Genomic DNA, 21,198 nt, shown 5'->3' on the forward strand with positions numbered 1-21,198 from the left:
AAAACATTTACTTATGAAACATTCACACTATCTAATCTTGATTGCATTGCTACTATCAGCATGTAATTCTTACGATCATGAGTCCTATATTGCTCAATTTAAAGCTGATTTTGATAATGAAATTAACAGTTATCAAGTGAGTGCACAGGATTCTGTTCGTCTTCTTAAGGAAAACAAGCAAAGCATTCAGGAATTTCGAACCGAAAAGATTGCAAACGATCGTTTCTACATTGATAATTATTCGTGGTACCAGTTGGGTAAAAATCTAATGTTATCACCTGAGGAAGCCAAAGTAGAAGCCAACAAATATGGTTTTAGTCATCCTTATTACTTTCTGGAATTTTTAAAGAGCGAAAATACCAAGGGACCAGTTAAAAAGCAGGTGATGAAAGATGTGCGCAATCGCTTGTACGAAAAACATGGAAAGGACTCGGTTGAGATCTATGCTTGCATTGCCAAAGATTTATTTCAAGCTGTAAAAAGGCATGAAAAATCTAAATACTACTTCTTTTTAAAGGTAGATTTTGAAAAGGTGAAATATGCAAGTGACAAACAAAAGAGAGTTGCTGCACAAATGACGCAGGGAGCATTTAAAAGATTGCTGGAAAAAACAGTTGTAAAAGACAATCTCTATCATATTACCATTACCAAAGGAGAGGAGATAGGTATTTCTGAAGATCTGTTCGTAATTGGAAAAGGACTGTTAGATGAATCGAATCTAGGATTTATCAAGATGAGAAAAACTCAGCCTAATAATATGGTGGATTTAGATCCTAGCCAAGCAAGATTGGTAAATTTTGATTGGGATAGTGCATATAGTTTTTACAAAAGATATGTGAAGTAATAAAAAGCATTAGGTATTCTAATTGTTGGTTATTAGAACATCTGATTTAGTTAGTGTTATCGAAAAGAGCCCTTGCCACGGGCTCTTTTTTTGTTTAAATGATAAATAAGAGGAAACATATTTATATCTTAATTGTTTGTACAGATAAGTAAGATAAAAGATAGATACAACAAAATGAGAAAGCAACTATCCTTCCTTTTTATATTCTTTGCCTTTAATTGCTATTCGCAAATTAGTACTTCCATATCAGGATATGTTACAGATGAGACAGGAATGACCTTAATTGGTGCATCAGTTTATCTTGAAAATACAACGAAAGGGGCCATTACCAATGAGAATGGTTATTACCAGATTACAAAAGTAAAGCCTGGATCTTATAATTTGGTGGCAAGCTATTTGGGCTATAAGAGTCAAACACGTTACAATATTGATGTTAAATCGGTAGGGAACCAGGAATATAATTTTGTTCTGGAAGAGGCCTCAACCAATCTTTCTGAGGTAACAGTTTCCAATCAGAATAAGATTACCCGACCAAGAGAGACGCCACTTTCAACACAATCCTTATCAGCAGTTGAAATTGCCACCTATCCTGGTGGAAATAATGATGTAGTGCGTGTGGCACAAACATTTCCCGGCATATCACCATCACCCGGAGGTTTTCGAAATGATTTGATCATTCGTGGTGGAGCTCCCAACGAATCGGTTTATTATTTGGATGGAATCGAGATCCCCAATATCAATCACTTTAGCACTCAGGGGAGCTCGGGAGGTCCGGTTGGGATGCTGAATGTATCCTTTATTGATGAAGTAATGCTTTCTACCTCGGCATTTGGCAGTCAGTACGACAATGCACTATCCGGAGTACTTCAATTCAGTCAACGCGAAGGGAGTAGATCTTCCTATCACACCAACTTTCGCTTGAGTGCTAGCGAGGCTGCCTTAACTCACATAGGCCCATTGTTTAAAAAAGGAGAAGTGCAGGGCAAAACCAGTTACATGATTTCCGTGCGTCGTTCTTACCTTCAGTTTTTATTTGAATTGATTGGATTGCCAATACGACCCGATTATTGGGATTACCAATACAAAGTCACACACAGAATCGACAAATACAATACAATAAATCTAATTGGATTGGGATCGATTGACGATTTTGCCGTAGATGATAGTGGAGATATTGAGGGAGATGAACTATCAATATTGGAGCAAGCTCCTTTTATCGAACAGCAGAGCAACACCATTGGGTTAAGTTGGAGGCACCGATTTAAAACGGGAAAGGGATTCATGCAGACCAGCCTTAGCAATAACTCGTTAAAGAATGATTTTTCACGTTATGAAGACAATCGAAACCAAAGCGGCCTGTATTTTAGAAACGATTCGCGCGAAAAGGAAACAAAACTTCGTTGGACATTAACTCACTTTAAAAAGGATTGGAAGTTTCAAACCGGTTTGAATCTTCAATACAGCGATTACGAAAACAAAACCTTTGACTTGAATGATGGTTTTGCCTACAAAACAGAAATTGATTTCATAAAGTATGGTGGATTTGCCAACATCACACGAAGCTTTCTAGACGAGCGATTGGATCTTTCTTTCGGCCTTCGCATGGATGGTGACAGTTTTACCAAAGGAAACCCTTTGCTTTCGACCTTATCGCCTCGAATGGCTTTATCTTACGAGTTTGTTGATGATTGGAAACTAAAAGTATCAGTGGGAAGATATTACAAAATAGCACCATATACCATACTTGGATTCCAGGAAAATGGAAACTTTGTGAATCAAGATGCTGATTACACCAGAAGCGATCACTTTGTGCTTGGACTGGAAAGAATATTGGGACCAGCAGCTAGCATTAGTATAGAGGCATTTTATAAGAAGTATAGCGATTACCCGGTATCCATAGCAGATCAAGTATCCTTGGCCAATAAGGGTGCCGACTTTGAGGTCCTGGGAAACGAAGCATTAGAGACTGTAGGGAAAGGAAGAAGTTATGGTCTGGAATTGCAGTTTCAGCAAAAGTTAAGCAAGAACTTTTACGGATTGCTTGCCTATACCTTTTTCTATAGCGAGTTCACAGGTTTCGATCGTAGCAAATACTTACCATCAGTATGGGACAGTCGTCACCTTTTGTCATTTACCGGAGGATACAAGCTCAAAAAAAATTGGGAGATCAGTGCCCGTTATCGTTTTGCAGGAGAAACGCCAATTGTGCCAACCAATTTGGACGAAACATTGAATCGCTATCCCGAAATTGTTTTGGATTACAGCAGAATGGGAGAGGATAAACTGGGTGTTTTCAGTGAACTGGATGTGCGAATTGATAAAAAGTACAATTTCAAGAAACTATCACTCGAGTTCTTCCTGGAGATACAAAACCTCTTGATGCATAAAACCCCCGAAGCTCCCGAGTACATCCTTGCAAGGATGAGAATGGAATTATCACGGAACCTAGAAGCCTGAAGCAGGTGGTAGAAGAGGAAGGATCACCAATTCCTACCATTGGGATTGTGATTGATTTTTAATTTGAGGTAGGGCTTCGCAATTCTATACTTTGTGCTTAAATATTCAAAAAGGCGGCATTAATGCTGTCTCCACAATTAAGATAATGCTGTCTCGGTTAATTCCAGGTGTTGATTTGGTAATCCAGCAAGTGATATTGTGTAAATAGATTTATTGAAGGGATAATTTATTGTTGTTTTCACTGTATTTAAATTTAACTAAAGTTCTTTAGTAAGGCAGTAAATAAAGGGAGTGATGAATTTAATGATGTAATATTGATTATTTCTAATGTCAATAAAGAAATAAATATATGTTAATAAAATATGATTTTAAATATTTGCAATTTATCCTTTAGTAACTCTATTCAAGTTTATTCTGCTTAACTATTTTGAAATTCTTTTGTACCTTAGACTATATCTATTGAAAGATGATTTTTGTGAAGCTTAAAATAAAAATCATAAGTAGCTTCACTTTTTTTTATTTTCCATGTTTTTTAAATCGAAAAAAATAGTTTATTTGCAAGGTTCATAATTAAAAAACAACACTTATATTTTATGATTACATAGATGAAAAATACTTATTTTGATTTGATAGATCAAAGCTATTACTTTCCTCAGGAAGGCTTTGATTTGCGAGATAATCTTCTCACTTTTCAGGGAATTTCCTTGAAATATCTAATTGAAAAACACGGAACACCTTTCCGTTTTTTCTATTTGCCAAAAATTGGCGATCAAATTAAGAAAGCACGTAACTTGTTTAATCGTGCTATCAAGAAAAACAACTATAGCGGTAATTATCACTATTGCTATTGTACCAAGTGTAATCACTTTGCCCATGTTATTGGCGAAGCGCTAAAACACAATGTCAACCTGGAAACATCTTCATCATTCGATATCGATCTGATTTTAAACCTTTACAAAGAGAAAAAGATTGATTTGGATAGAGTGATTGTGCACAATGGTTACAAAACTGATGAATACCTTAAGAAGATTGTTAACCTTCAAAAGTTTGGATTTAAAAACACTATTGTAATATTCGATAGTGCGAATGAGTTAAATCGCTTGGAAAAAATTGCTACCGATGAGACCATAAAAATTGGAATCCGTATGGCAATTAATGAAGAGCCACAGTCGTCTTATTACACTTCTCGATTGGGTATTCGAGACATTGAAATAAAAGATTTCTTCGAAACGAGAATCAAGAACAATCCAAAGTTCGAATTAAAAATGCTACACTTTTTTGTGGATTCGGGTATAAAGGATAGCTTGTATTACTGGGGTGAGTTTCAGAAAGCACTTAAGGTTTACATCGACCTTAAGAAAGAAAGCGAGCATTTGGATTCTTTCAATCTTGGAGGAGGATTTCCGATTCGAAACCATTTGGGATTTGAATACGATTATGAGTACATAATTAACGAGATTGTAAGCAATATTAAAGATGCATGCGTTAAAGAAAATGTACCAGAACCTAATATTTACACGGAGTTTGGGAAGTATACGGTAGGAGAGAGTGGTGCCATTGTTTTTAAGGTATTAGAGCAAAAACAACAAAACGACACGGAATCGTGGTACATTATCGACAATAGTTTGATGAATACCATTCCAGATGCCTGGTCGATTCATGAAAAATTCATTTTGCTTCCGATAAACAAATGGAATAATGAGTACAAACGTGTAAACATTGGAGGAATCAGTTGTGATCATTCAGACTATTATAATTCCGAAGATTTAAACCAAGAAGTACTATTGCCAGATTATTCAGAAGATGAAAAAGAGCCTCTCTATATTGGTTTTTTCCATACTGGAGCATATCAGGATGCCATTAGCGGATATGGAGGTATAAAGCATTGTTTGATTCCATCACCAAAGCACGTGATTATTGATCGAGACGAAAAAGGCAACTTCTTCGACTATGTGTATCGAAACGAGCAATCGGCTGATGAAATGTTTAAACTCTTAGGATACAATCAGGAATGAGAAATTTTGCCGGAATAGAAGATGAGTATTGCGCATTCGAGAATGCTGCGACTCTGTTGCAATCTATACCATACGATGGGACCAGTACCTGGGGTAAAGGAGCCGATAAGGCATTTCCTGCCTTTTTGGAAGCATTGGAGAATATGGAATTGTATGATATTGAAACCAATTCTGAAGTATACAAAACAGGAGTTCATATTTTACCTGATATTGTTGAGGATGAATCGCCAGAGGCAATGGTGAAAGCGGTTTACCAATCTGCTAAAGAGAATCTGGAAACAGGAAAATTTACCACCTATTTTGGAGGTGAACATTCTGTAAGTATTGGTGTAATTCGTGCATTTCATGAAAAATTCGATAATCTAACGGTTTTACAGTTGGATGCACATGCCGACTTAAGAAAAGAGTACGATGGAACTCCATTTAATCATGCTTGTGCAGTGCATGAGGCCAGTAAAATAGCTAATCTGGTTCAGGTAGGAATTAGAAGTATGGATTCTTGCGAATTGGAACATTTAAACAGAAAGCAATGCTATTTTGCACAGGACATTTATCAGCAGACAAGCTGGATGGATGATTCCATATCTAAAATGACTGAGAATGTATATTTAACCATTGATTTGGATGTGTTTGATCCATCTATCATGCCATCAACGGGCACACCAGAACCTGGAGGATTGGATTGGTATACTGTAATCAGCTATTTAAGAAAAGTATTTAAACAGAAGAATGTTGTTGGATTCGACATTGTGGAATTGGCACCACAGGAAGGACAGAAAGCTCCTGATTTTTTAACTGCCAAATTGTATTACAAGTTATTAAGCTACAAATTCGAGAGAAATGAAAAATAGAGGACCGATTTCAAAATTTATGTTAGAGCATTACCGTCATTTTAACTCTGCAACGGTGGTTGATGCAGCACAAGCATACGAAAAACATTTGGATGAAGGTAAAAAGATGATGATTACATTGGCAGGAGCAATGAGTACTGCTGAATTGGGCAGATCACTTGCAGAAATAATTCGTCAGGATAAAGTTCAAATTATTACTTGTACAGGTGCAAACCTGGAAGAGGATATCATGAATTTGGTGGCTCATTCACATTACGAAAGAGTGCCACATTACCGTGATCTTACTCCTCAGCAAGAATGGGATTTATTGGAAAAAGGTTTAAACCGTGTAACGGATACCTGTATTCCTGAAGAAGAAGCATTTAGAAGACTGCAAGGACACATCTATAAAATCTGGAAGGATGCTGAAGAGAATGGAGAAAGATACTTTCCGCACGAATTCATGTACAAATTGCTTCTTTCAGGAGTATTGGAGCAATACTACGAAATCGATCCTAAGAACAGCTGGATGCTAGAGGCAGCTAAGAAGAATTTACCAATCGTTGTTCCTGGATGGGAAGATTCAACTATGGGAAATATTTTCGCCTCTTACGTGATTAAAGGTGAGTTGAAGGCTTCAACCATGAAATCGGGTATTGAATACATGGCTTGGTTAGCTGATTGGTATACTGATAATGCAGAAGATAAAGGAATAGGTTTCTTCCAAATTGGTGGAGGAATTGCAGGAGATTTCCCGATTTGTGTAGTGCCTATGTTGTATCAGGATATGGAAAGAACTGATACACCATTCTGGAGTTACTTCTGTCAAATTTCTGATTCAACTACAAGTTATGGATCATACTCAGGAGCTGTACCAAACGAAAAGATCACCTGGGGGAAACTGGGAATTGATACTCCTAAATTTATTGTAGAATCGGATGCTACCATTGTAGCGCCATTAATATTTGCATACCTGCTAGGATGGTAAAAATAATTTTATGCCTAAATCATTTTAAAAATAGCCCAAAATGAACAAGCCACGAGTAATTCAGAACTACGAGAAGTTAAGCAAAGAAATTCAGGAGCAGATAAAATTGGTTTATCCTGCCGGATATATTGATTACTTAATTGAATTTACAAATGCCAAGGGAGAATTGGTAAGCGCTTTGCCTTTTGAAACCGATGAGAAGATCTATATGGTAAGAATGTCTGTAAGAAAAGCTCAAGAACTGGTTGATAACGATTCGGATTTTGACGAAGATGGTGTTTTGCTTACAAGCAAAAGAGAAAAATATGAGGATAAGTATTCCGATGTAGATTATTTATTTGAAGACGAAGACGACGATTAAGACCAAATAGTGAATCAGGCAATGTCATTTTTAGGTATCTAAATTTGATATTGCCTGTTATAACAATTGTATATCAAAATGATTGATCAAATCTTTTTGATTGTTACAATAGCCTGTCCCGAATTTCGGGAGTCATTGCCGATACAGAATCACAGATTGATACGTAATCAGTATAATCCTGTCAGTTACATTACTTTTTTGTAAATTATGCTATCATTTAAATTGATTTGTTATGCTTTTAGTGATAGATAATCAAAGTGCATTTATAAAAAAGTTTAAACGCCAGTTTTTGGCAGAACAGGATTTCGACTATGTGTTTTTCGACCACAATCAACCTATTACTTTATCGGCAAAATCAGAGATTAAAGGCATTATTCTTTCAGGAGGTAGGGGAAATCCATATGAACCATTAAACCTGACTTCAAACTTTATAGCATTGATGAATTTTGATGTCCCTGTTTTGGGTTTCTGTTTGGGGCATGAAATCATAGCGGTATCCTACAGGGGAAGAATCAAGAAATTACCTGAATATCATTCCAAGAAAGAAATTGTTACCATTCAAAAGTTTGATGATCCTATTTTTAAGGGTTTACAATCAAATAAACTGGAATTGGTAAAAAAACACTCTTTTTACATCTCGGAATTGCCCGAAAGCTTTGAATGCTTAGGTTATTCAGATACTTGTCCTTATGAAATAATCAGACATAAGGAGAAAGCAATTTATGGGTTCCAATCTCACCCGGAAGTTTCAGGAAATCACGGAATCGTAATGATTAAGAATTTTCTGAAAATGTGTAATATTTTATAAGTACCAAGAGGTTTGTCCTAATGTCATTTTATTACGCATAGGGTAATTAAAAAATAAACGTAGTGAAAGTTGCAATAATTTATAACAAAGACATTACCGGGGTGATCAACACTTTGGGGATGCAAAACAGGGAATTCTACAAGGAAGAACAAGTAAAACGTGTTGCAAATTGTCTTGAAAAGGCAGGTCATAATGTATCCATTTTGGATGGCAATATGTACATCATTGAGCGATTGCAGAATTTTATGCCACGTACCATCGAAGGAGAACAAATGGGAATGGTATTTAATATGGCCTATGGAATTCAGGGAGAGAGCCGTTATACGCATATTCCTTCTATGTTGGAGATGTTGGGGATTCCTTACGTTGGTTCAAATCCTTCAGGTCATGCATTGGCTTTGGATAAGGTCATGACCAAAATTATTTGGCAGAGCAAAGGCTTGCCTACTCCTGATTTTTGGGTGTTTAATTCGCCCAATGATGACTTATCGGGAGTGAAATTTCCGGTGATCGTAAAGCCGAAAATGGAAAGTGTTTCTTTCGGATTAAAGGTGGTTTATAACGAAGAAGATCTGAGAGAGAGTATCAATTTCGTAGTGACCGAATTTCAGCAGCAAGCCTTGGTGGAGCAGTTCATTAGGGGACGTGAGTTTTGTGTTGGTCTATTGGGCAATACGCCTATCGAAGCTTTTCCTGTTTTGGAGATCGATTTGGAAGGTAATCCTGACGGGATACAAACCGTAACCGATAAGAAAGAGAAGCCCAAGCAAAAGATATGCCCGGCAAACATTTCCTCGGAATTGTCTGATGAGATGATCAAATATAGTATTGAAGCTTTTAAGGCACTTGAACTAAGAGATTTTGCCCGTGTAGACATCCGATTGGATGAGAATGGAAAGATCTATCTTTTGGAAATCAACTCCATGGCAAGCTTGGGTGCAACAGGTTCTTATCCAACAGCAGCGAAAGTAGCAGGCTACGATTTCTCAAAATTGGTGAACAAGATGCTGGACGTGGCATCAGTGCGATATTTTTCCAATAGCTTAATGACAGAATTGCCAGAGGAGAAAAACAAAAGTTTATCCTTTAATTCCCGAGTTCGTTCCTTTTTAAGAAGTCGACAGCAAAATTCGGAAGCCTTATTGAAAAAGATGGTAAATATCGATACCCATGTAAGAAACATCGAGGGAGTGAACGAATGTGCTTCTCTCATTCGAAATGAGTTGAGTCAGTTGGGTTTTGCGCATGAGGTTTTTCCGCAGTACGAAGTGGGGAATATGATGTACTTTTCCAATTCATTTTGGGAAGATGTGGATTACTTGATTTTAATGCCGATTGATGACTTTCAGAAGCTGGATCAGCATGAGAATTTTTCAGAAACAGAACATCGCTTGTACGGAACAGGAGTTTGGGAGAGTAAAGCTGGAGTAATGGCTTGTATTTCTGCATTACAGTCTTTGCGATTTACCAAGCAGATCAGAAAAACGAAAATTGGTATTGTACTGATTACAGATAATGCCATTAGCGGAAAATTCTCACGAAAGCTAATTCGGGAAAAAGCAATGAAGGCGAAAACTGTTTTATCCTTGCATGGTGGAGGATTGGAAGACACGGTAGTGACTTCACGATCAGGATCGGCTTTGTTTTCTTACAATCTCAAATTAATGGACAATACTCAGGCAGAAAATGTTACCAATATCTCTCAGCTGTATTTTAAGACATTGGCTTCTATTATCGATTTGAGTAAAAACAACCCAGAAAATGTGATTGCTCCATACGAATCGGAATTTAAATCGAATATTTTCAAGGTTCATGCTTATGGTACTTCAAAAATTAGTATCCGATTTAATTCTGAAGAAGAGTTCAAGCAGTTGGAAAGCAAAATCAAAAAAATGATAACGCTTCCTAAAGTGCGCAAAAAGGATTGTCAGGTGCAATTTGAAGGGGGAGTAAGTCGTCCGCCAATGGAGTGCAACAATGCAAGTTCGGCACTCTTTAAGCGAATTAAGTCTGTAGGAAGAAGCATTGACACCAGAATACAGGAGGAACACCGATGGAGTTCTTCTGATATCTGCTCCATTGATAAAAATATTGCAAAAATTGATGGACTGGGCCCAATTGGTGGATTCGACAAGCAAAAGTCGGAGTTTATTTTAAGACACAGCCTGGTGGATCGAGCACTGTTGTTATCTCTCATTTTAGGGGAGAAATAAAAAACTTGATGTAATCTCTACAGCAAGTATATAGTTAGAAACAGTAAATCCAAGGTGTTGCCTTGGATTTACTTATTATTTTTTCTCTTCTCGTAAAATTTTCTCCATTTTACGACCTTTGGCCAATTCATCAATCAGCTTTTCCAAACGTCTACATTGTCTATACACTTCAAATTCATCTTCTATTTCTTCAATTCGATAGCCACAAATAACTCCTTTAATCAAGTGTGCGTTGGGATGTATTTTAGCTCTTTGAAAAAAACTTTCAAATGTTACCTTCTCATCAATAAGTTCTTGCAATTTCTTTTCATCAAACCGGTAAACCATTCTATTACCTGGTTGAGTTCTTCTTTAGTTCTACCATTCTTCTCCAACCTGTTCAGGTAAAGTGGATAAATGGATGCAAAGATCATTTTGGCAACTTGTTCATTCTTTTTTGCGGTGACTTTCATGTTAAGGGATTTGTATCAATAGCTGTTGGTGAATGTACAAAACAATCAAACCATTACAAAGGCATCCTATTTATTTAAGCTGAGTGAGGGGAGAGACACGCTACCGCACGAGAATCCTCCTGTGCTTACATTTTTCCAATGAAATGCGAATGAATAGCTCACTGGATAGGGGGTAATTCATTATTCAACCCACATTTGCTCTCTATTTTTTATGACCCACTTGTTATTTACTTTTTCGATTGTTACTAATTCTCCATACTGATATGAATCGTAGGTAAAATATCCCAAATTAAATTCTTGGTTAAATATAATTCTTGAAAAAATAAAGTGCATTCCAGTTCTACTTCCTCTATATCTTGAAAGTTTTTTCAATTTAAATGCATTAACATATTTAAGCTGATGAATATCAAACTTTCGAGGAGAGCTAAGTACATGCTTTAATAATTCAGATTTTGAAAAATAAATATCTCTATTGAATTTAATTAAAGTGTCATGCACGTATAGTTTCATTGGCTTATAATATGAAGTATCAATGATACCTCTTTTCTTTTCTTCTAATTTCTGGCTATGAAACTTTAACTCATTCTCAAAGCGAATAGAATCATTTCTGGTGGCATTTTTTTGTAATGGAGCAGGAGGAGGACCAGGACTGTATCCATCTATTAAGAATTCTCCGAATAAATGAATAAAAACGTCATTTAGAGCTTTTATTTCTTCCTTTTCATAGATTGCCTTTTCCTGTTGAGATACTTTTTCAGCACAGGAAAAAGTTAATGATAGAAATAAAATTAATGTTATTTGTTTCAATTTCATTTTTTGAGTTTTTCAAATGTCACACAAAGGTTGGCTGCAAATCTGCCCATCTAAAGTGCGCTGTTGTCTGCTATGCAATATTTGTCAGCTTATTGGCAGTAGTTTTTTCAATTTAGAATTGAAGTTATTTTACTACTTGTGATCTCATTCATATCGTCCATTACAATTGCTTCTATGGCACCTGCGTGTTCAGCCAAATCTCGATAGGCACGTTTTTCAATCTCGGAAATGCCGTCTGGGAATTCAACCATTTGTTGTATAATCATAATCAGAGTTGGACTAAATAGACGTTTGTTTCCTAGTATCTCCTTTACCATAGAGGACAATAGTTTTTCAGCATTATTGAAGTCTGCTATAATAAGTCTCTCAGTTGAAAATTTATACTTAGCAATTCTTCTCAATTTTAAATTTTTGTCCAATCGTATTACTTCAATTTCATTAGTGTAATCTAACGATGATTGGTATTTTCTTAAATAGTCCCGTCATTTATAACTTAATTCTGAATGTTTTTTTCTCTATACTTTAAAAGTTCATTGTTTTTGTTACTTTCCTCTACCGCACGAATCTTCCCGCGTGTTTAAATTTTACTAATGTTATTTGTCAGATTTTAATTTGCTGTAAATTTCTAAATCGGTAAATACATTTCCCGTTAGCAGTTCTCCATCTCTTTCTATTCCTTCAAATTTGAATCCTAATCTTTGAGGAATTTTTATACTTGGTTTATTCCCTACAGCACATTTTATTTGGATTCTATTGATCCCTTGTTTGTTGAAAGCAAAATCACAAAGCTTTTCTACTGATTTTGTTATAATTCCTTGTTTTTGATGTTTTTCGGAAAGCCAATAACCAATTTCTGTCTTTTGATTTAGTTTATCAGTGTCTTTAAATCCAATAAGACCAATGAATTCGTTCTGTATCCGAATAACGAATACATATTCAAACCTGTCTTCTGGTGCATTGACAATAGAATGTATAAATTTATCGGTATCTGATACCTCTTTGGTAAACTCCACGAATGGAAGCCATTTTCCTAAGTATTCCCTTTGACTGTCAATCATTTCAAAAATAGCTTTCGAATCTGACTGCTCTATTTGTTTTAATTCAATTTCTGTATCAACTTTTATTATTATCATCTTGTTTTATTTTTGCTTGGTGTTGCTGCAACTTGTTAATTCTTTTTGATCATATTTACTGAAAACCACCCGAGTAATGTGATTATTACGATCATGATCACCCACAGCCATATCTTATTTTTGAAAAGAGGCTCTGCCCCTTGCATTTCCTTTTTCTCTATTGTCATTTCCTCACCCAATTCTAATGTTATTAGTGTCTCAGGAATATTGTTGGTAAATCGCTTAATATCGTAATTCGGACTTGCCGCACTTTTATTTCCGTAGGTCAGGAAATAGCTCGCCGGGATTGTAAAACGAGCAACCAATTCATGAATGTATCCTTTCACTTCGATTGTATCGATCATTAAAGCTTGATTGTCGCGATTGTCAATAAAAATTTTTAGTTTTTGAACCGTTTTGCTGTTGAAGTTAAACTCGTTTTTCTCTAAGGAATTTAATATTCCGGAAGTCAATGTGCTGTAATTGTATTTCCATCCTTGCTCTGTTCTAAAGCTGTCTGTCAAACATTTTATTGTCACAGGTCTGTAATAGTCATAAGCATCTGCAATGCCTATGTTGATGTGACTTACACGAACAGGCAATTGCAGCTCAATATCAACTTCAGTCTGTTTGCTTTGTTTGTTCTCTTGAGTATTGATTTTCTTGATGTTGTATTTTCTGAATTTGCCATCCGTAATTTCGTGTTGTTCAATTCTCGCAGCACTCAGTTCAGGTTTCTCTTTACTGTGAATGAGCAGTCGGAAAAAACGATACTTTGAACTCGGTAAGGTGACTTTCGTGAATTGAAAATCAGTATGGTCATTTTTGATGGATAAAATTCTGTAATTTTCAATCAGTTTGAACCACTCCTGTTGGTCTTGACTTCCTTCCAAGTCAATTCGCCAGTCAAAGTTTTCTTGAGCGAAGTTCAGCTTGATCTGATTGATGGATTCTATGGTTGGAATCTCAAAAGTGAAATAGTAGCCCTTTTCGTTATGAGAAGCATTGAGTGTTTTAAATGCTACCTCTTTACGGGATATTTTTTCGGTGATTTCTCGCAAGAGAAAAGGAGCTTCAATAGTATCATTACTAGCTGTCAGTCCTAAAATCCTTAGGTCTGAGAGGTCTTGTGAAGTTTTTCCGAAAATTTCATTGGGTAGAATGATCTTACTCCATGGCTCTGAAACTTCTTTTAATTCTCGCTTGTAATTGTACTCAGCCATCTGCCCATAAGAAAATGAACATGTCGCAATGAGGAACAAAAAACATGATATTCTAATTGGGTATTTCATCCGAAATAATGTGTTTGTATTTGTTGTATAAAAATGAAATTATCAGTAGCAGAACACCTAAAGACACGAATACAACGGTTTTTGCGATAGTGTCGAGATGTGAAATATCATAGAAAAACAGCTTGACAAGTGTTACACCGAACAGTGCAATGGCTCCGATTCTCAAATGCTTTTTCTTTTTCCAGATTCCCAAAGCAATTAGGAATAGTGAATAAACTCCCCAAAGAATGCTCAATCCGAGTTTGTACGATTGTGCTGATTCGGCGATGTCCATCCAATTGATTAACTCGCTACTGGCAATCCACAAAATAGATGTGTGCAGCAAGAAATCAAAGGCCATCCTGAGATCTCTTTGGATAAACTCTTGTCGAAGATATTTATAGCAGGCAAAAAATGTCACAGAGACAAATGCGAATGAAACGTATCTCATTCCAATATTGAAAATGCCCCTTTGATAATATTGCGATAAAGTTTGTTCCAAATAGCTTTCCCGTAATTCGCTTAAGACATACAGCCCCTGAATTAAGAATACAACAAGCGTTAATGTAATCAAGCCGAGATTAATAAGCCCCAATTGCTGATTTCTTAGTTTCTTGAAATTCACGAAAGCAAGTAATGAAACGAACAGGAGGGTGTAATTGATTATCCAGATTGTTTTGAACTTGATCAAATCGTAATTCCAATAGTAATTTGCGTACTGCTGACCGTCCTCGTTAATTGTAAGTGCGGAGTCTTTATAAAGCTGATGCCAGTAGTTTGCAATTTCTATTCGGAAAGCATAGTAAATGGTGAAAAGCAGTATTGTTGGTATTGAAAAGGAAATGATTTTTGAAAGTCCTTTATGTGATATCAATGCAGAAGTATGGTTCTTGTTGCGATTCAGTTTGTTGATGAAACCGAAAGCAGTAATAAACAATATTGAGCTTAAGAAATTGATATTGAGCAAGGGAGTTATTCTTGTTTCAGGCATTTCAGGATAATAGCTATTGTATACTGTCATCCAGTCGTGGACAATGCTGAAAAATGCCAAAAACATAAGCGGATACGACAACTTTTCGTAGACCGGAATATTTTTCATCCTGCCAATCCAAAACAACAAAGCTGCTTCGCCTGCCCATAACAATGTGACCCAGTTTCCATCTAGTTGAACAGGGATGGCAATGGTGATAAAAACCAACACCAGACCTGAAACCAGGTAGAATAGGTTTCGATCAGCAAGTTTTTGACGATAAATTGTTGCGCTTACAATAAAGTGCACAATGGCATTGCAAAGTGTAAATACACCTAATAATTGCTCTCCGATATTGTGCTTGTCAAGAATTACATAACCAATTCCGTAAAAGATAAATGAGTTGGTAAGCAACAAGATAATATCGTCAGTTTTAAACTTTTCCTTTTGGAGCAATTTGTAGGCAAGAAACATCAGGTAAAAGGTGACAAAAAATATAGAAAGGAATGCCAGAGCCAAACCAAAGTATTCATCGGTTCGATATTTAGATACATGCCATATTAAATACATCAACCATGTTAGCCCGAATGAGGAATAGTAGAGTGGTTTCCAGTATTTTTTGAAGGCAATGACAAGAATCCCTATATTAATAATAGCCATGTAGGCAAACAAGATAGCTACCTTTCCTGAACCTTCACTCAGCAAGAACGGAACCGCATAAGCGCCTACCAATCCAATATGAGCAATTACCTGTCTGTTGTAATTTATAGCTGCTATTACTGTGAAAGCCGTAAATACAACCATCAGTGCAAAAGCTATGCCTTGCGGAATCAAGTCATAAAAACTGTAGGCGGAATAGGTGATGAAATACAAGATAGCCATTGCTCCACTGACAAGAACAGCACTATAATTCTCATATTTTTTCTTCAATTTTATTCCGAATCCTAAAAGCCCTAATCCTGACAAATAGCCTAAGATTATTCTTGTAAGTGGACTGATTAAATCGTGCTCGATAGAATATTTTGTACCGATTGCAACGCCAATAACAGTAATCGCAATTCCGATTTTGTTGATTAAATTTTCACCGATGAATTTTTCAAGATCAGATTTCACTTTCGGTGTTTTGATAACAGGTGGAGCAGTCTGTTTTGTTGGCTCTTGCTTTTGCTGTTCCTGTTGACGATAATCAAACTTAGGCGTTACCTTTTCCTTTTTGAATTCAAGGTTTGTGTCGGTTACAGGTACGTCCTGTTCCATTTTTTCTTTTTCAACAGTCTGCCCTTTATCGGTGGTTTTAAGCTTGTCAATCTCATTTCTCAGATGATTGATTTCTCTGGAAAAGTCATCTTGTCTTTTCAAAATAGAGTCCAGCTTGTCAAGGAGCTGATTTATTTTGTCTTGATTGTCAGTCATATTGTTTTTTCAATGTGGAAACGCATGTATAAACGCAATGTAGCATATATTTCTCTTCTATCGCTTATTGCACAATGTATCCCATTTTTACTAATGGAACAAGATAAAATCGCATACCATCTGAGGCTTAAATCCCTATGCTGTATGACTTACAGTTGTAGTTCGTTTATTTTACTTTTTTCCGTTACCCTTTCCTTTGCCTTTGCTTTTTCCCTTGCCATTGCCTTTATGCTTAGCCTTATTCTTTTTAGAGCTCGCATTATTTTTCAACTGATGAAATTCAGGAGATCCTGGTTTTATCCCAGCTTCCTTAGCTATATATCCCCAACCTTTACTCTTATTTCTTTCATAAATGGTAATCACTCTATCAATTGGCGTTTTGGATAATTTAGATATCTCTAAGGCCAAATAAATCTCACCTGGAGCCATATTCACGCTCCCTTTCATAAATTCAATTTTCTTTTCTGAAATATCATAGGAGACAAGCAATTTTCCTTTAAAGGCTCCAAAATCAACTGATGCATTCGCATTAATGGTGTTTAAATCTGTATCAAATTGAACATTTCCAGTATTGAATGAAATTTGAGCCGAAGCTGAAAATACAATAAATGGCAGAAGAATTAATAATAATTTTTTCATGTAATAATTGTAAATTTTTTTGTTGAATTTCAAATGTTTCTAGTTTATTTAAATAAGTGTCAACTATGTGTCTTGACTGTACCCAAATGAGCTACAACGGTGTTGCTAAAATTTGAGGGCTCCCGATAATTATGGGGATTAAAACCTCCACTTAATCAAAGCGGATACTGTTTAAAGTTGTGTTTTATTATCAAGTTGTGCTTCACTTCCATTAAATTTTAACTTTTGTTAGAGGTATGTGCACTTTCTAATATAATATTGATTAATTCTTTTTTGAATCCACCAAATTCCAAATGGTAAATAGAAAATTAAAAGCATTTCAACAATAATGTCTGACGTTCTTACATTTTCTTGGAATTGAATTGTCTTTAAGGTTTTTGCAACTCCATAGATTAGATAAATAAAAGTGAATAAAAATGCAGGCATCAATATTGCCGATAGAACAGTTAATTCACTAAAGTAAGTTTGTAATTGTAAAAAGACAATTACATAAAGTATGACAACAACAATCAATCTATTTACCCATTTTAAATGTGATTCGCTAAGTATTTTTTTTGGCTTATTAAAGTGGTTTATAACACTGTAATTCCAGCACATATAGACGACATAATAAATTAGGAGTGACATACCTCTAAGTATATCTAATTCATATTCTCCTAGGTCAAATAGCTTAAATATTGTAAGGGTTAAAATTAAGGGCAAGACAATCATCAAGGCAAAAATTTGCCAATGTTTCATGGTTAAAAGTATTTTCATGTTTTTATAAAGTTTTTTCTGTATGTGTTTCACGTTTTGCGTATGATTACCTCTAAACGTAAGTATAAACGCAATATTGCATTTATTTCTCTTGTATCGCTTATTGCACAATACATAGCATATGGGAATATATTGTGCAATTATAGTTTGTGAATGTACAAAACAATAATTCCATTACAAAAGTATCATATTATTATTTAAGCTTGGGTGATGTGAGGGACTCGCTTTCGTACGATTCCTTTTGTATGGTTAAATTTTTCCAATGGAACAGGATAAAATCTCTTCAGCTGGGAAAGTTAACTTTCACTAACCACTATGGTCTCAATAATTATCCATTTTTGATTTATTTTTCTCATTAATACCAATTCACCCCAACCACATAAAAATCCACAATGAGTCCAATATTCAACAATTGCATGCGATCCATTTTGTGAGAATACTGGCTTGTAAAAATAACAGATACCACTTTTGTTGTAATTTTTTTCTACGTAATACAATATTGGAGATTGGAATGGATCAATTCCCTTTTTAAGGCAGGTATCGACATTAAACTCTAGATTGTTGTATTTAAGCAATGAATCCTGTTCAACAAGTTTGAAGTATTTATTGCTATTTATCAGTAGCGTGTCAATCGGTTTTTTTATGAACTGTTCTTCACAAAAATCATATTTCTTGACAAGGTAAGGAATGTCCAGATCCGAAAAACAGACTGTTTGTGTGATCAAAGGGGAGATAACAAATGAAATGCTTGTATCTTGAAATGTAGAGCTTAAATCATTAATCAAACTTTGTTGCATTTCGTTGACCGATGCAAACTTTGTATTTTGCCCAAATGATTTAATGCTTAACAAAAGGCTCAAGAATAGGAGTATAAGTATGATTTGCTTCATGGTTTTTGTTGCTATGGGGTAAGGATTTTTCCCTTAAGATTATGACCTATTAGTAGTAAACTCTTTAGATATCATCTTTTAGTACTTTATATTTATAAACCCAAGTGCAATCAGTAAATGTTAGATTCTTATTTTCTTCAACCCAATAATAATTGTTGATAGGGAAGAATTGTCCTCCGCATTTGCAATTGAGTTCTTTGTCAAAGTTCTTTGAATGGTAACAACTGTCACATAACAAAGAGTTTGATTTTCTCTTCTTAGAGTTGGATAGTAATATATTTGCCAAACTTGTTAAGAGGCCAATATTAATTGAATTATTTATTACATTATATATTCGATCTGGACTGGATATCGCTCCAATGACAAAGGAAACTAAAGAGATAACCATGCCAAATTGCAATGATTCAATTAGTCTGTCTTTTAGAGTGTTTTTCTTATGTGACTCCTCCTGCATTATACTGTCTTCTTTTTTAACCCACATGAGATAAGGTATTTAATACTGTTCGAGAAATATCTATGTTTTCTTTGTCAAATTTACATGCACTTTTGAGGTCAATAAAAAGCCCATTTTCTAAGGCCAATTTCATGCCACGGGAAATGTTATCCAAATCATAACCATCCTTGTACATTCTGACCACTTCCAGAAAATCGATATTTATTTTCAAAGAAATTAACTGTTCAAATATTCTATTTATTATTCCAAGTGGTACCTTTTGAAACCGTAATGAAATTAATTTGAACATTGAAATATTAGTTCCTTTGATTTTAAGTGTTACATATAGTGGAAATGGGAGATAAAAGAGAAATATTATTAGTATTGATATGATTAAAACTGTTTTCATTGATTTTGTGTTGTTTGAAGTTAAGTTGTCGCCTCTTTGTAGGTTTGTTATTTATAGTTCTTTCGTTCAGTTTTTCTCCACTACGCTGCCGCACGAATCCTTTCGTGTGGCTTTACATCATAACAATTACATTTTCCAATATTCCTTTTTCGCCTCTATAATCTTTAGCACTGCTATAGATGTATTCTTCCGGATAGCTTACCAGTGCTTCGTCAACAGGATTGTTATGGATGTAATTTATTTTTTCATCAATCACTTTGTTGCTCCACAATTCAATAGGTTTGTTATCATGCCTCCAGAATTGATAATGCTTAACATTGCAGGACTGTGATGCTGCTAATTTAAATCTCTCAAGCAGCCACTCTTTTCTACTTTCTTTAGGATTTTCCTTTATTGCTTTAACCAGAGCATTACTGGTAAATCGCTTAAAATCTCCTAGTAAAAGTTCTGGTTTTTGTTCATTGACACTTCTGAATATTAAATGAACATGGTTTGTCATTATACACCATGCAAAAATTTCCATTCCTTTATTTTGCTGACAATAACGCAGACTATCCAGTAAAATTTCTTTGTACTCTAGCCTAGTAAACACATCAATCCATTCAACTACTGCAAAGCTAACAAAATAAAGTCCTTCGGGATTTTTGAACTTATAATTTCTACTCATGACATGAATTGGTTTGGTAACAATTAGAGTATTAATGTAAGATAAAATCATGAATACAAAAAAGCCTGACATTTCTTTCAAGCTGTATTTTCTGTTTTACTTTTGTTATTACCACACGAAAGGATTCGTGCGGCAGCGTGGGGCCTAACTGCGGCATGTGCTATGACCTGCTTTTGGCTGCAGATTTTTTTCTCTTTTCTTGTCTTATTGCAATCAATATTGTCGAACCAAAAATCAATCCAATTATGTAGAATATCATTCCAACCTTTTTATCTGTTGATGTTCTCTTTTCTAGATTTATTATAGTTTCCTGACCGTATTGTATATTGTAAATGTGTAGATTAATACCATCTTCTACCTTTCCCCAAGAATCAAGATACGTTATTTCAATTTGCTTATCCTTATTCTTAATTTTTTCAATAATAGAGTCATAATCTTGCCTTGAACTAAGGTACAGTCCTAATTTGTCATTCGAGTTTTCAATGAAAAATTGCAATATTGGTCTTTTGTATGTGTTTAAATTTGAGTGTACCTTTATTTCAGATATTTCGAAATCAATGAGACGCCCTGAAATAGTCTTTAAGTCTTTAGCTTCTTTTGAACCTTTGATTATCATTAAAGTTCCGTAAGTAAACCACGCAACAACAACAAATGATATGTAAATTATTTTGGTCTTAAATGAGTTTCCCATAATTATTACAGGCGTTAATTAATGCTTTTTAAGTTGCAGCCAACGGATGGCGGTAAGAAATCGTTGCGCACTTAAATGTGTTTCAGTATCAAGCCGCGAAGCCGTTTGTTAAATGTTGTGTCGTTGCAATTTTGCACTTTCAGCGCAATGTTTTTTACCGCGTGTG

Annotated in this window: 19 protein-coding genes and 1 pseudogene; 8 read left to right on the forward strand and 12 right to left on the reverse strand. The window is 35.3% G+C overall.

Translation table 11 applies throughout. The features are described from left to right. The first annotated feature begins 13 nt into the window (after positions 1-13). The 8 genes from JCM15579_RS16505 (at position 14) to JCM15579_RS16540 (ending at position 10,516) form a co-directional block, all read left to right on the forward strand. Positions 14-844 carry a hypothetical protein gene (locus tag JCM15579_RS16505; RefSeq protein ID WP_054721785.1) on the forward strand — a complete coding sequence of 277 codons (831 nt, stop codon included), beginning with the start codon at positions 14-16 and terminating at the stop codon, positions 842-844. Positions 845-1,018: 174 nt separating this feature from the next. Then, positions 1,019-3,301 (forward strand): TonB-dependent receptor, encoded by a 2,283-nt coding sequence (locus tag JCM15579_RS16510; protein ID WP_218186208.1) that lies wholly within the window; start codon positions 1,019-1,021, stop codon positions 3,299-3,301. 605 nt (positions 3,302-3,906) lie between these two features. Next, positions 3,907-5,316, forward strand: coding sequence for a type III PLP-dependent enzyme domain-containing protein (locus tag JCM15579_RS16515; protein WP_054721787.1), 1,410 nt, complete (start codon positions 3,907-3,909; stop codon positions 5,314-5,316). After that, positions 5,313-6,167 (forward strand): agmatinase, encoded by an 855-nt coding sequence (gene speB / locus JCM15579_RS16520; protein WP_054721789.1) that lies wholly within the window; start codon positions 5,313-5,315, stop codon positions 6,165-6,167. The genes JCM15579_RS16515 and speB overlap by 4 nt, the downstream gene beginning before the upstream one ends. After that, a complete protein-coding gene (locus JCM15579_RS16525; RefSeq protein WP_054721791.1) occupies positions 6,157-7,134 on the forward strand; it encodes a deoxyhypusine synthase family protein in 978 nt (325 codons plus the stop codon). Before speB ends, JCM15579_RS16525 begins: the two co-directional genes overlap by 11 nt. A gap of 40 nt (positions 7,135-7,174) precedes the next feature. Further along, positions 7,175-7,495, forward strand: a complete 321-nt coding sequence (locus JCM15579_RS16530; protein WP_054721793.1) for a hypothetical protein — start codon at positions 7,175-7,177, stop codon at positions 7,493-7,495. A 232-nt stretch (positions 7,496-7,727) separates the two neighbouring features. Then, on the forward strand, positions 7,728-8,303 hold the full coding sequence (locus JCM15579_RS16535) for a glutamine amidotransferase-related protein (protein ID WP_054721799.1): 576 nt from the start codon (positions 7,728-7,730) through the stop codon (positions 8,301-8,303). Positions 8,304-8,365: 62 nt separating this feature from the next. Continuing rightward, entirely contained in the window at positions 8,366-10,516 is a 2,151-nt protein-coding gene (locus tag JCM15579_RS16540) for a M20/M25/M40 family metallo-hydrolase (protein WP_054721801.1), read from the forward strand. Between the two features lie 75 nt (positions 10,517-10,591). On the opposite strand, the pseudogene JCM15579_RS22350 reads toward JCM15579_RS16540, so the two are convergent. From JCM15579_RS22350 to JCM15579_RS16605, 12 genes and pseudogenes are all read right to left on the reverse strand, one after another. Then, positions 10,592-10,968: pseudogene (locus JCM15579_RS22350) on the reverse strand (DUF2200 domain-containing protein). Between the two features lie 180 nt (positions 10,969-11,148). After that, complete coding sequence (locus JCM15579_RS16550) at positions 11,149-11,781, reverse strand: hypothetical protein (protein WP_054721803.1); 633 nt, start codon at positions 11,779-11,781, stop codon at positions 11,149-11,151. A gap of 107 nt (positions 11,782-11,888) precedes the next feature. Beyond that, a complete protein-coding gene (locus JCM15579_RS16555; protein ID WP_054721805.1) occupies positions 11,889-12,182 on the reverse strand; it encodes a rod shape-determining protein in 294 nt (97 codons plus the stop codon). Between the two features lie 192 nt (positions 12,183-12,374). Further along, on the reverse strand, positions 12,375-12,914 hold the full coding sequence (locus JCM15579_RS16560; protein WP_054721807.1) for a GNAT family N-acetyltransferase: 540 nt from the start codon (positions 12,912-12,914) through the stop codon (positions 12,375-12,377). Positions 12,915-12,949: 35 nt separating this feature from the next. Further along, positions 12,950-14,116 carry a DUF3999 family protein gene (locus JCM15579_RS16565; protein WP_218186209.1) on the reverse strand — a complete coding sequence of 389 codons (1,167 nt, stop codon included), beginning with the start codon at positions 14,114-14,116 and terminating at the stop codon, positions 12,950-12,952. Positions 14,117-14,168: 52 nt separating this feature from the next. Then, entirely contained in the window at positions 14,169-16,547 is a 2,379-nt protein-coding gene (locus tag JCM15579_RS16570; RefSeq protein ID WP_054721811.1) for a DUF2339 domain-containing protein, read from the reverse strand. Between the two features lie 171 nt (positions 16,548-16,718). Then, entirely contained in the window at positions 16,719-17,186 is a 468-nt protein-coding gene (locus tag JCM15579_RS16575; protein WP_157471527.1) for a hypothetical protein, read from the reverse strand. Positions 17,187-17,414: 228 nt separating this feature from the next. Next, positions 17,415-17,942: a hypothetical protein gene (locus JCM15579_RS16580; protein WP_054721815.1), complete on the reverse strand. Its 528-nt coding sequence runs from the start codon at positions 17,940-17,942 to the stop codon at positions 17,415-17,417. Between the two features lie 296 nt (positions 17,943-18,238). Next, positions 18,239-18,832, reverse strand: coding sequence for a hypothetical protein (locus JCM15579_RS16585; RefSeq protein ID WP_172677459.1), 594 nt, complete (start codon positions 18,830-18,832; stop codon positions 18,239-18,241). 470 nt (positions 18,833-19,302) lie between these two features. Beyond that, entirely contained in the window at positions 19,303-19,674 is a 372-nt protein-coding gene (locus JCM15579_RS16595) for a hypothetical protein (RefSeq protein WP_157471529.1), read from the reverse strand. 112 nt (positions 19,675-19,786) lie between these two features. Next, on the reverse strand, positions 19,787-20,341 hold the full coding sequence (locus JCM15579_RS16600) for an REP-associated tyrosine transposase (protein ID WP_054721828.1): 555 nt from the start codon (positions 20,339-20,341) through the stop codon (positions 19,787-19,789). A 160-nt stretch (positions 20,342-20,501) separates the two neighbouring features. After that, on the reverse strand, positions 20,502-21,032 hold the full coding sequence (locus JCM15579_RS16605; RefSeq protein ID WP_054721822.1) for a hypothetical protein: 531 nt from the start codon (positions 21,030-21,032) through the stop codon (positions 20,502-20,504). Positions 21,033-21,198: the final 166 nt, after the last annotated feature.

The organism is Marinifilum fragile JCM 15579 (genome assembly GCF_001310955.1).
In the GTDB taxonomy this organism is placed as follows: Bacteria; Bacteroidota; Bacteroidia; order Bacteroidales; family Marinifilaceae; genus Marinifilum; species Marinifilum fragile.

Coding starts and splice junctions, on each gene's coding strand:
- JCM15579_RS16505 (WP_054721785.1), top strand. CDS start 14: ATGAAACATTCACACTATCTAATCTTGATTGCATTGCTACTATCAGCA.
- JCM15579_RS16580 (WP_054721815.1), bottom strand. CDS start 17,942: ATGAAAATACTTTTAACCATGAAACATTGGCAAATTTTTGCCTTGATG.
- JCM15579_RS16560 (WP_054721807.1), bottom strand. CDS start 12,914: ATGATAATAATAAAAGTTGATACAGAAATTGAATTAAAACAAATAGAG.
- JCM15579_RS16535 (WP_054721799.1), top strand. CDS start 7,728: ATGCTTTTAGTGATAGATAATCAAAGTGCATTTATAAAAAAGTTTAAA.
- JCM15579_RS16530 (WP_054721793.1), top strand. CDS start 7,175: ATGAACAAGCCACGAGTAATTCAGAACTACGAGAAGTTAAGCAAAGAA.
- JCM15579_RS16595 (WP_157471529.1), bottom strand. CDS start 19,674: ATGAAAACAGTTTTAATCATATCAATACTAATAATATTTCTCTTTTAT.
- speB (WP_054721789.1), top strand. CDS start 5,313: ATGAGAAATTTTGCCGGAATAGAAGATGAGTATTGCGCATTCGAGAAT.
- JCM15579_RS16525 (WP_054721791.1), top strand. CDS start 6,157: ATGAAAAATAGAGGACCGATTTCAAAATTTATGTTAGAGCATTACCGT.
- JCM15579_RS16515 (WP_054721787.1), top strand. CDS start 3,907: ATGAAAAATACTTATTTTGATTTGATAGATCAAAGCTATTACTTTCCT.
- JCM15579_RS16585 (WP_172677459.1), bottom strand. CDS start 18,832: ATGAAGCAAATCATACTTATACTCCTATTCTTGAGCCTTTTGTTAAGC.
- JCM15579_RS16550 (WP_054721803.1), bottom strand. CDS start 11,781: ATGAAATTGAAACAAATAACATTAATTTTATTTCTATCATTAACTTTT.
- JCM15579_RS16565 (WP_218186209.1), bottom strand. CDS start 14,116: ATGGCTGAGTACAATTACAAGCGAGAATTAAAAGAAGTTTCAGAGCCA.
- JCM15579_RS16575 (WP_157471527.1), bottom strand. CDS start 17,186: ATGAAAAAATTATTATTAATTCTTCTGCCATTTATTGTATTTTCAGCT.
- JCM15579_RS16600 (WP_054721828.1), bottom strand. CDS start 20,341: ATGAGTAGAAATTATAAGTTCAAAAATCCCGAAGGACTTTATTTTGTT.
- JCM15579_RS16510 (WP_218186208.1), top strand. CDS start 1,019: ATGAGAAAGCAACTATCCTTCCTTTTTATATTCTTTGCCTTTAATTGC.
- JCM15579_RS16605 (WP_054721822.1), bottom strand. CDS start 21,032: ATGGGAAACTCATTTAAGACCAAAATAATTTACATATCATTTGTTGTT.
- JCM15579_RS16570 (WP_054721811.1), bottom strand. CDS start 16,547: ATGACTGACAATCAAGACAAAATAAATCAGCTCCTTGACAAGCTGGAC.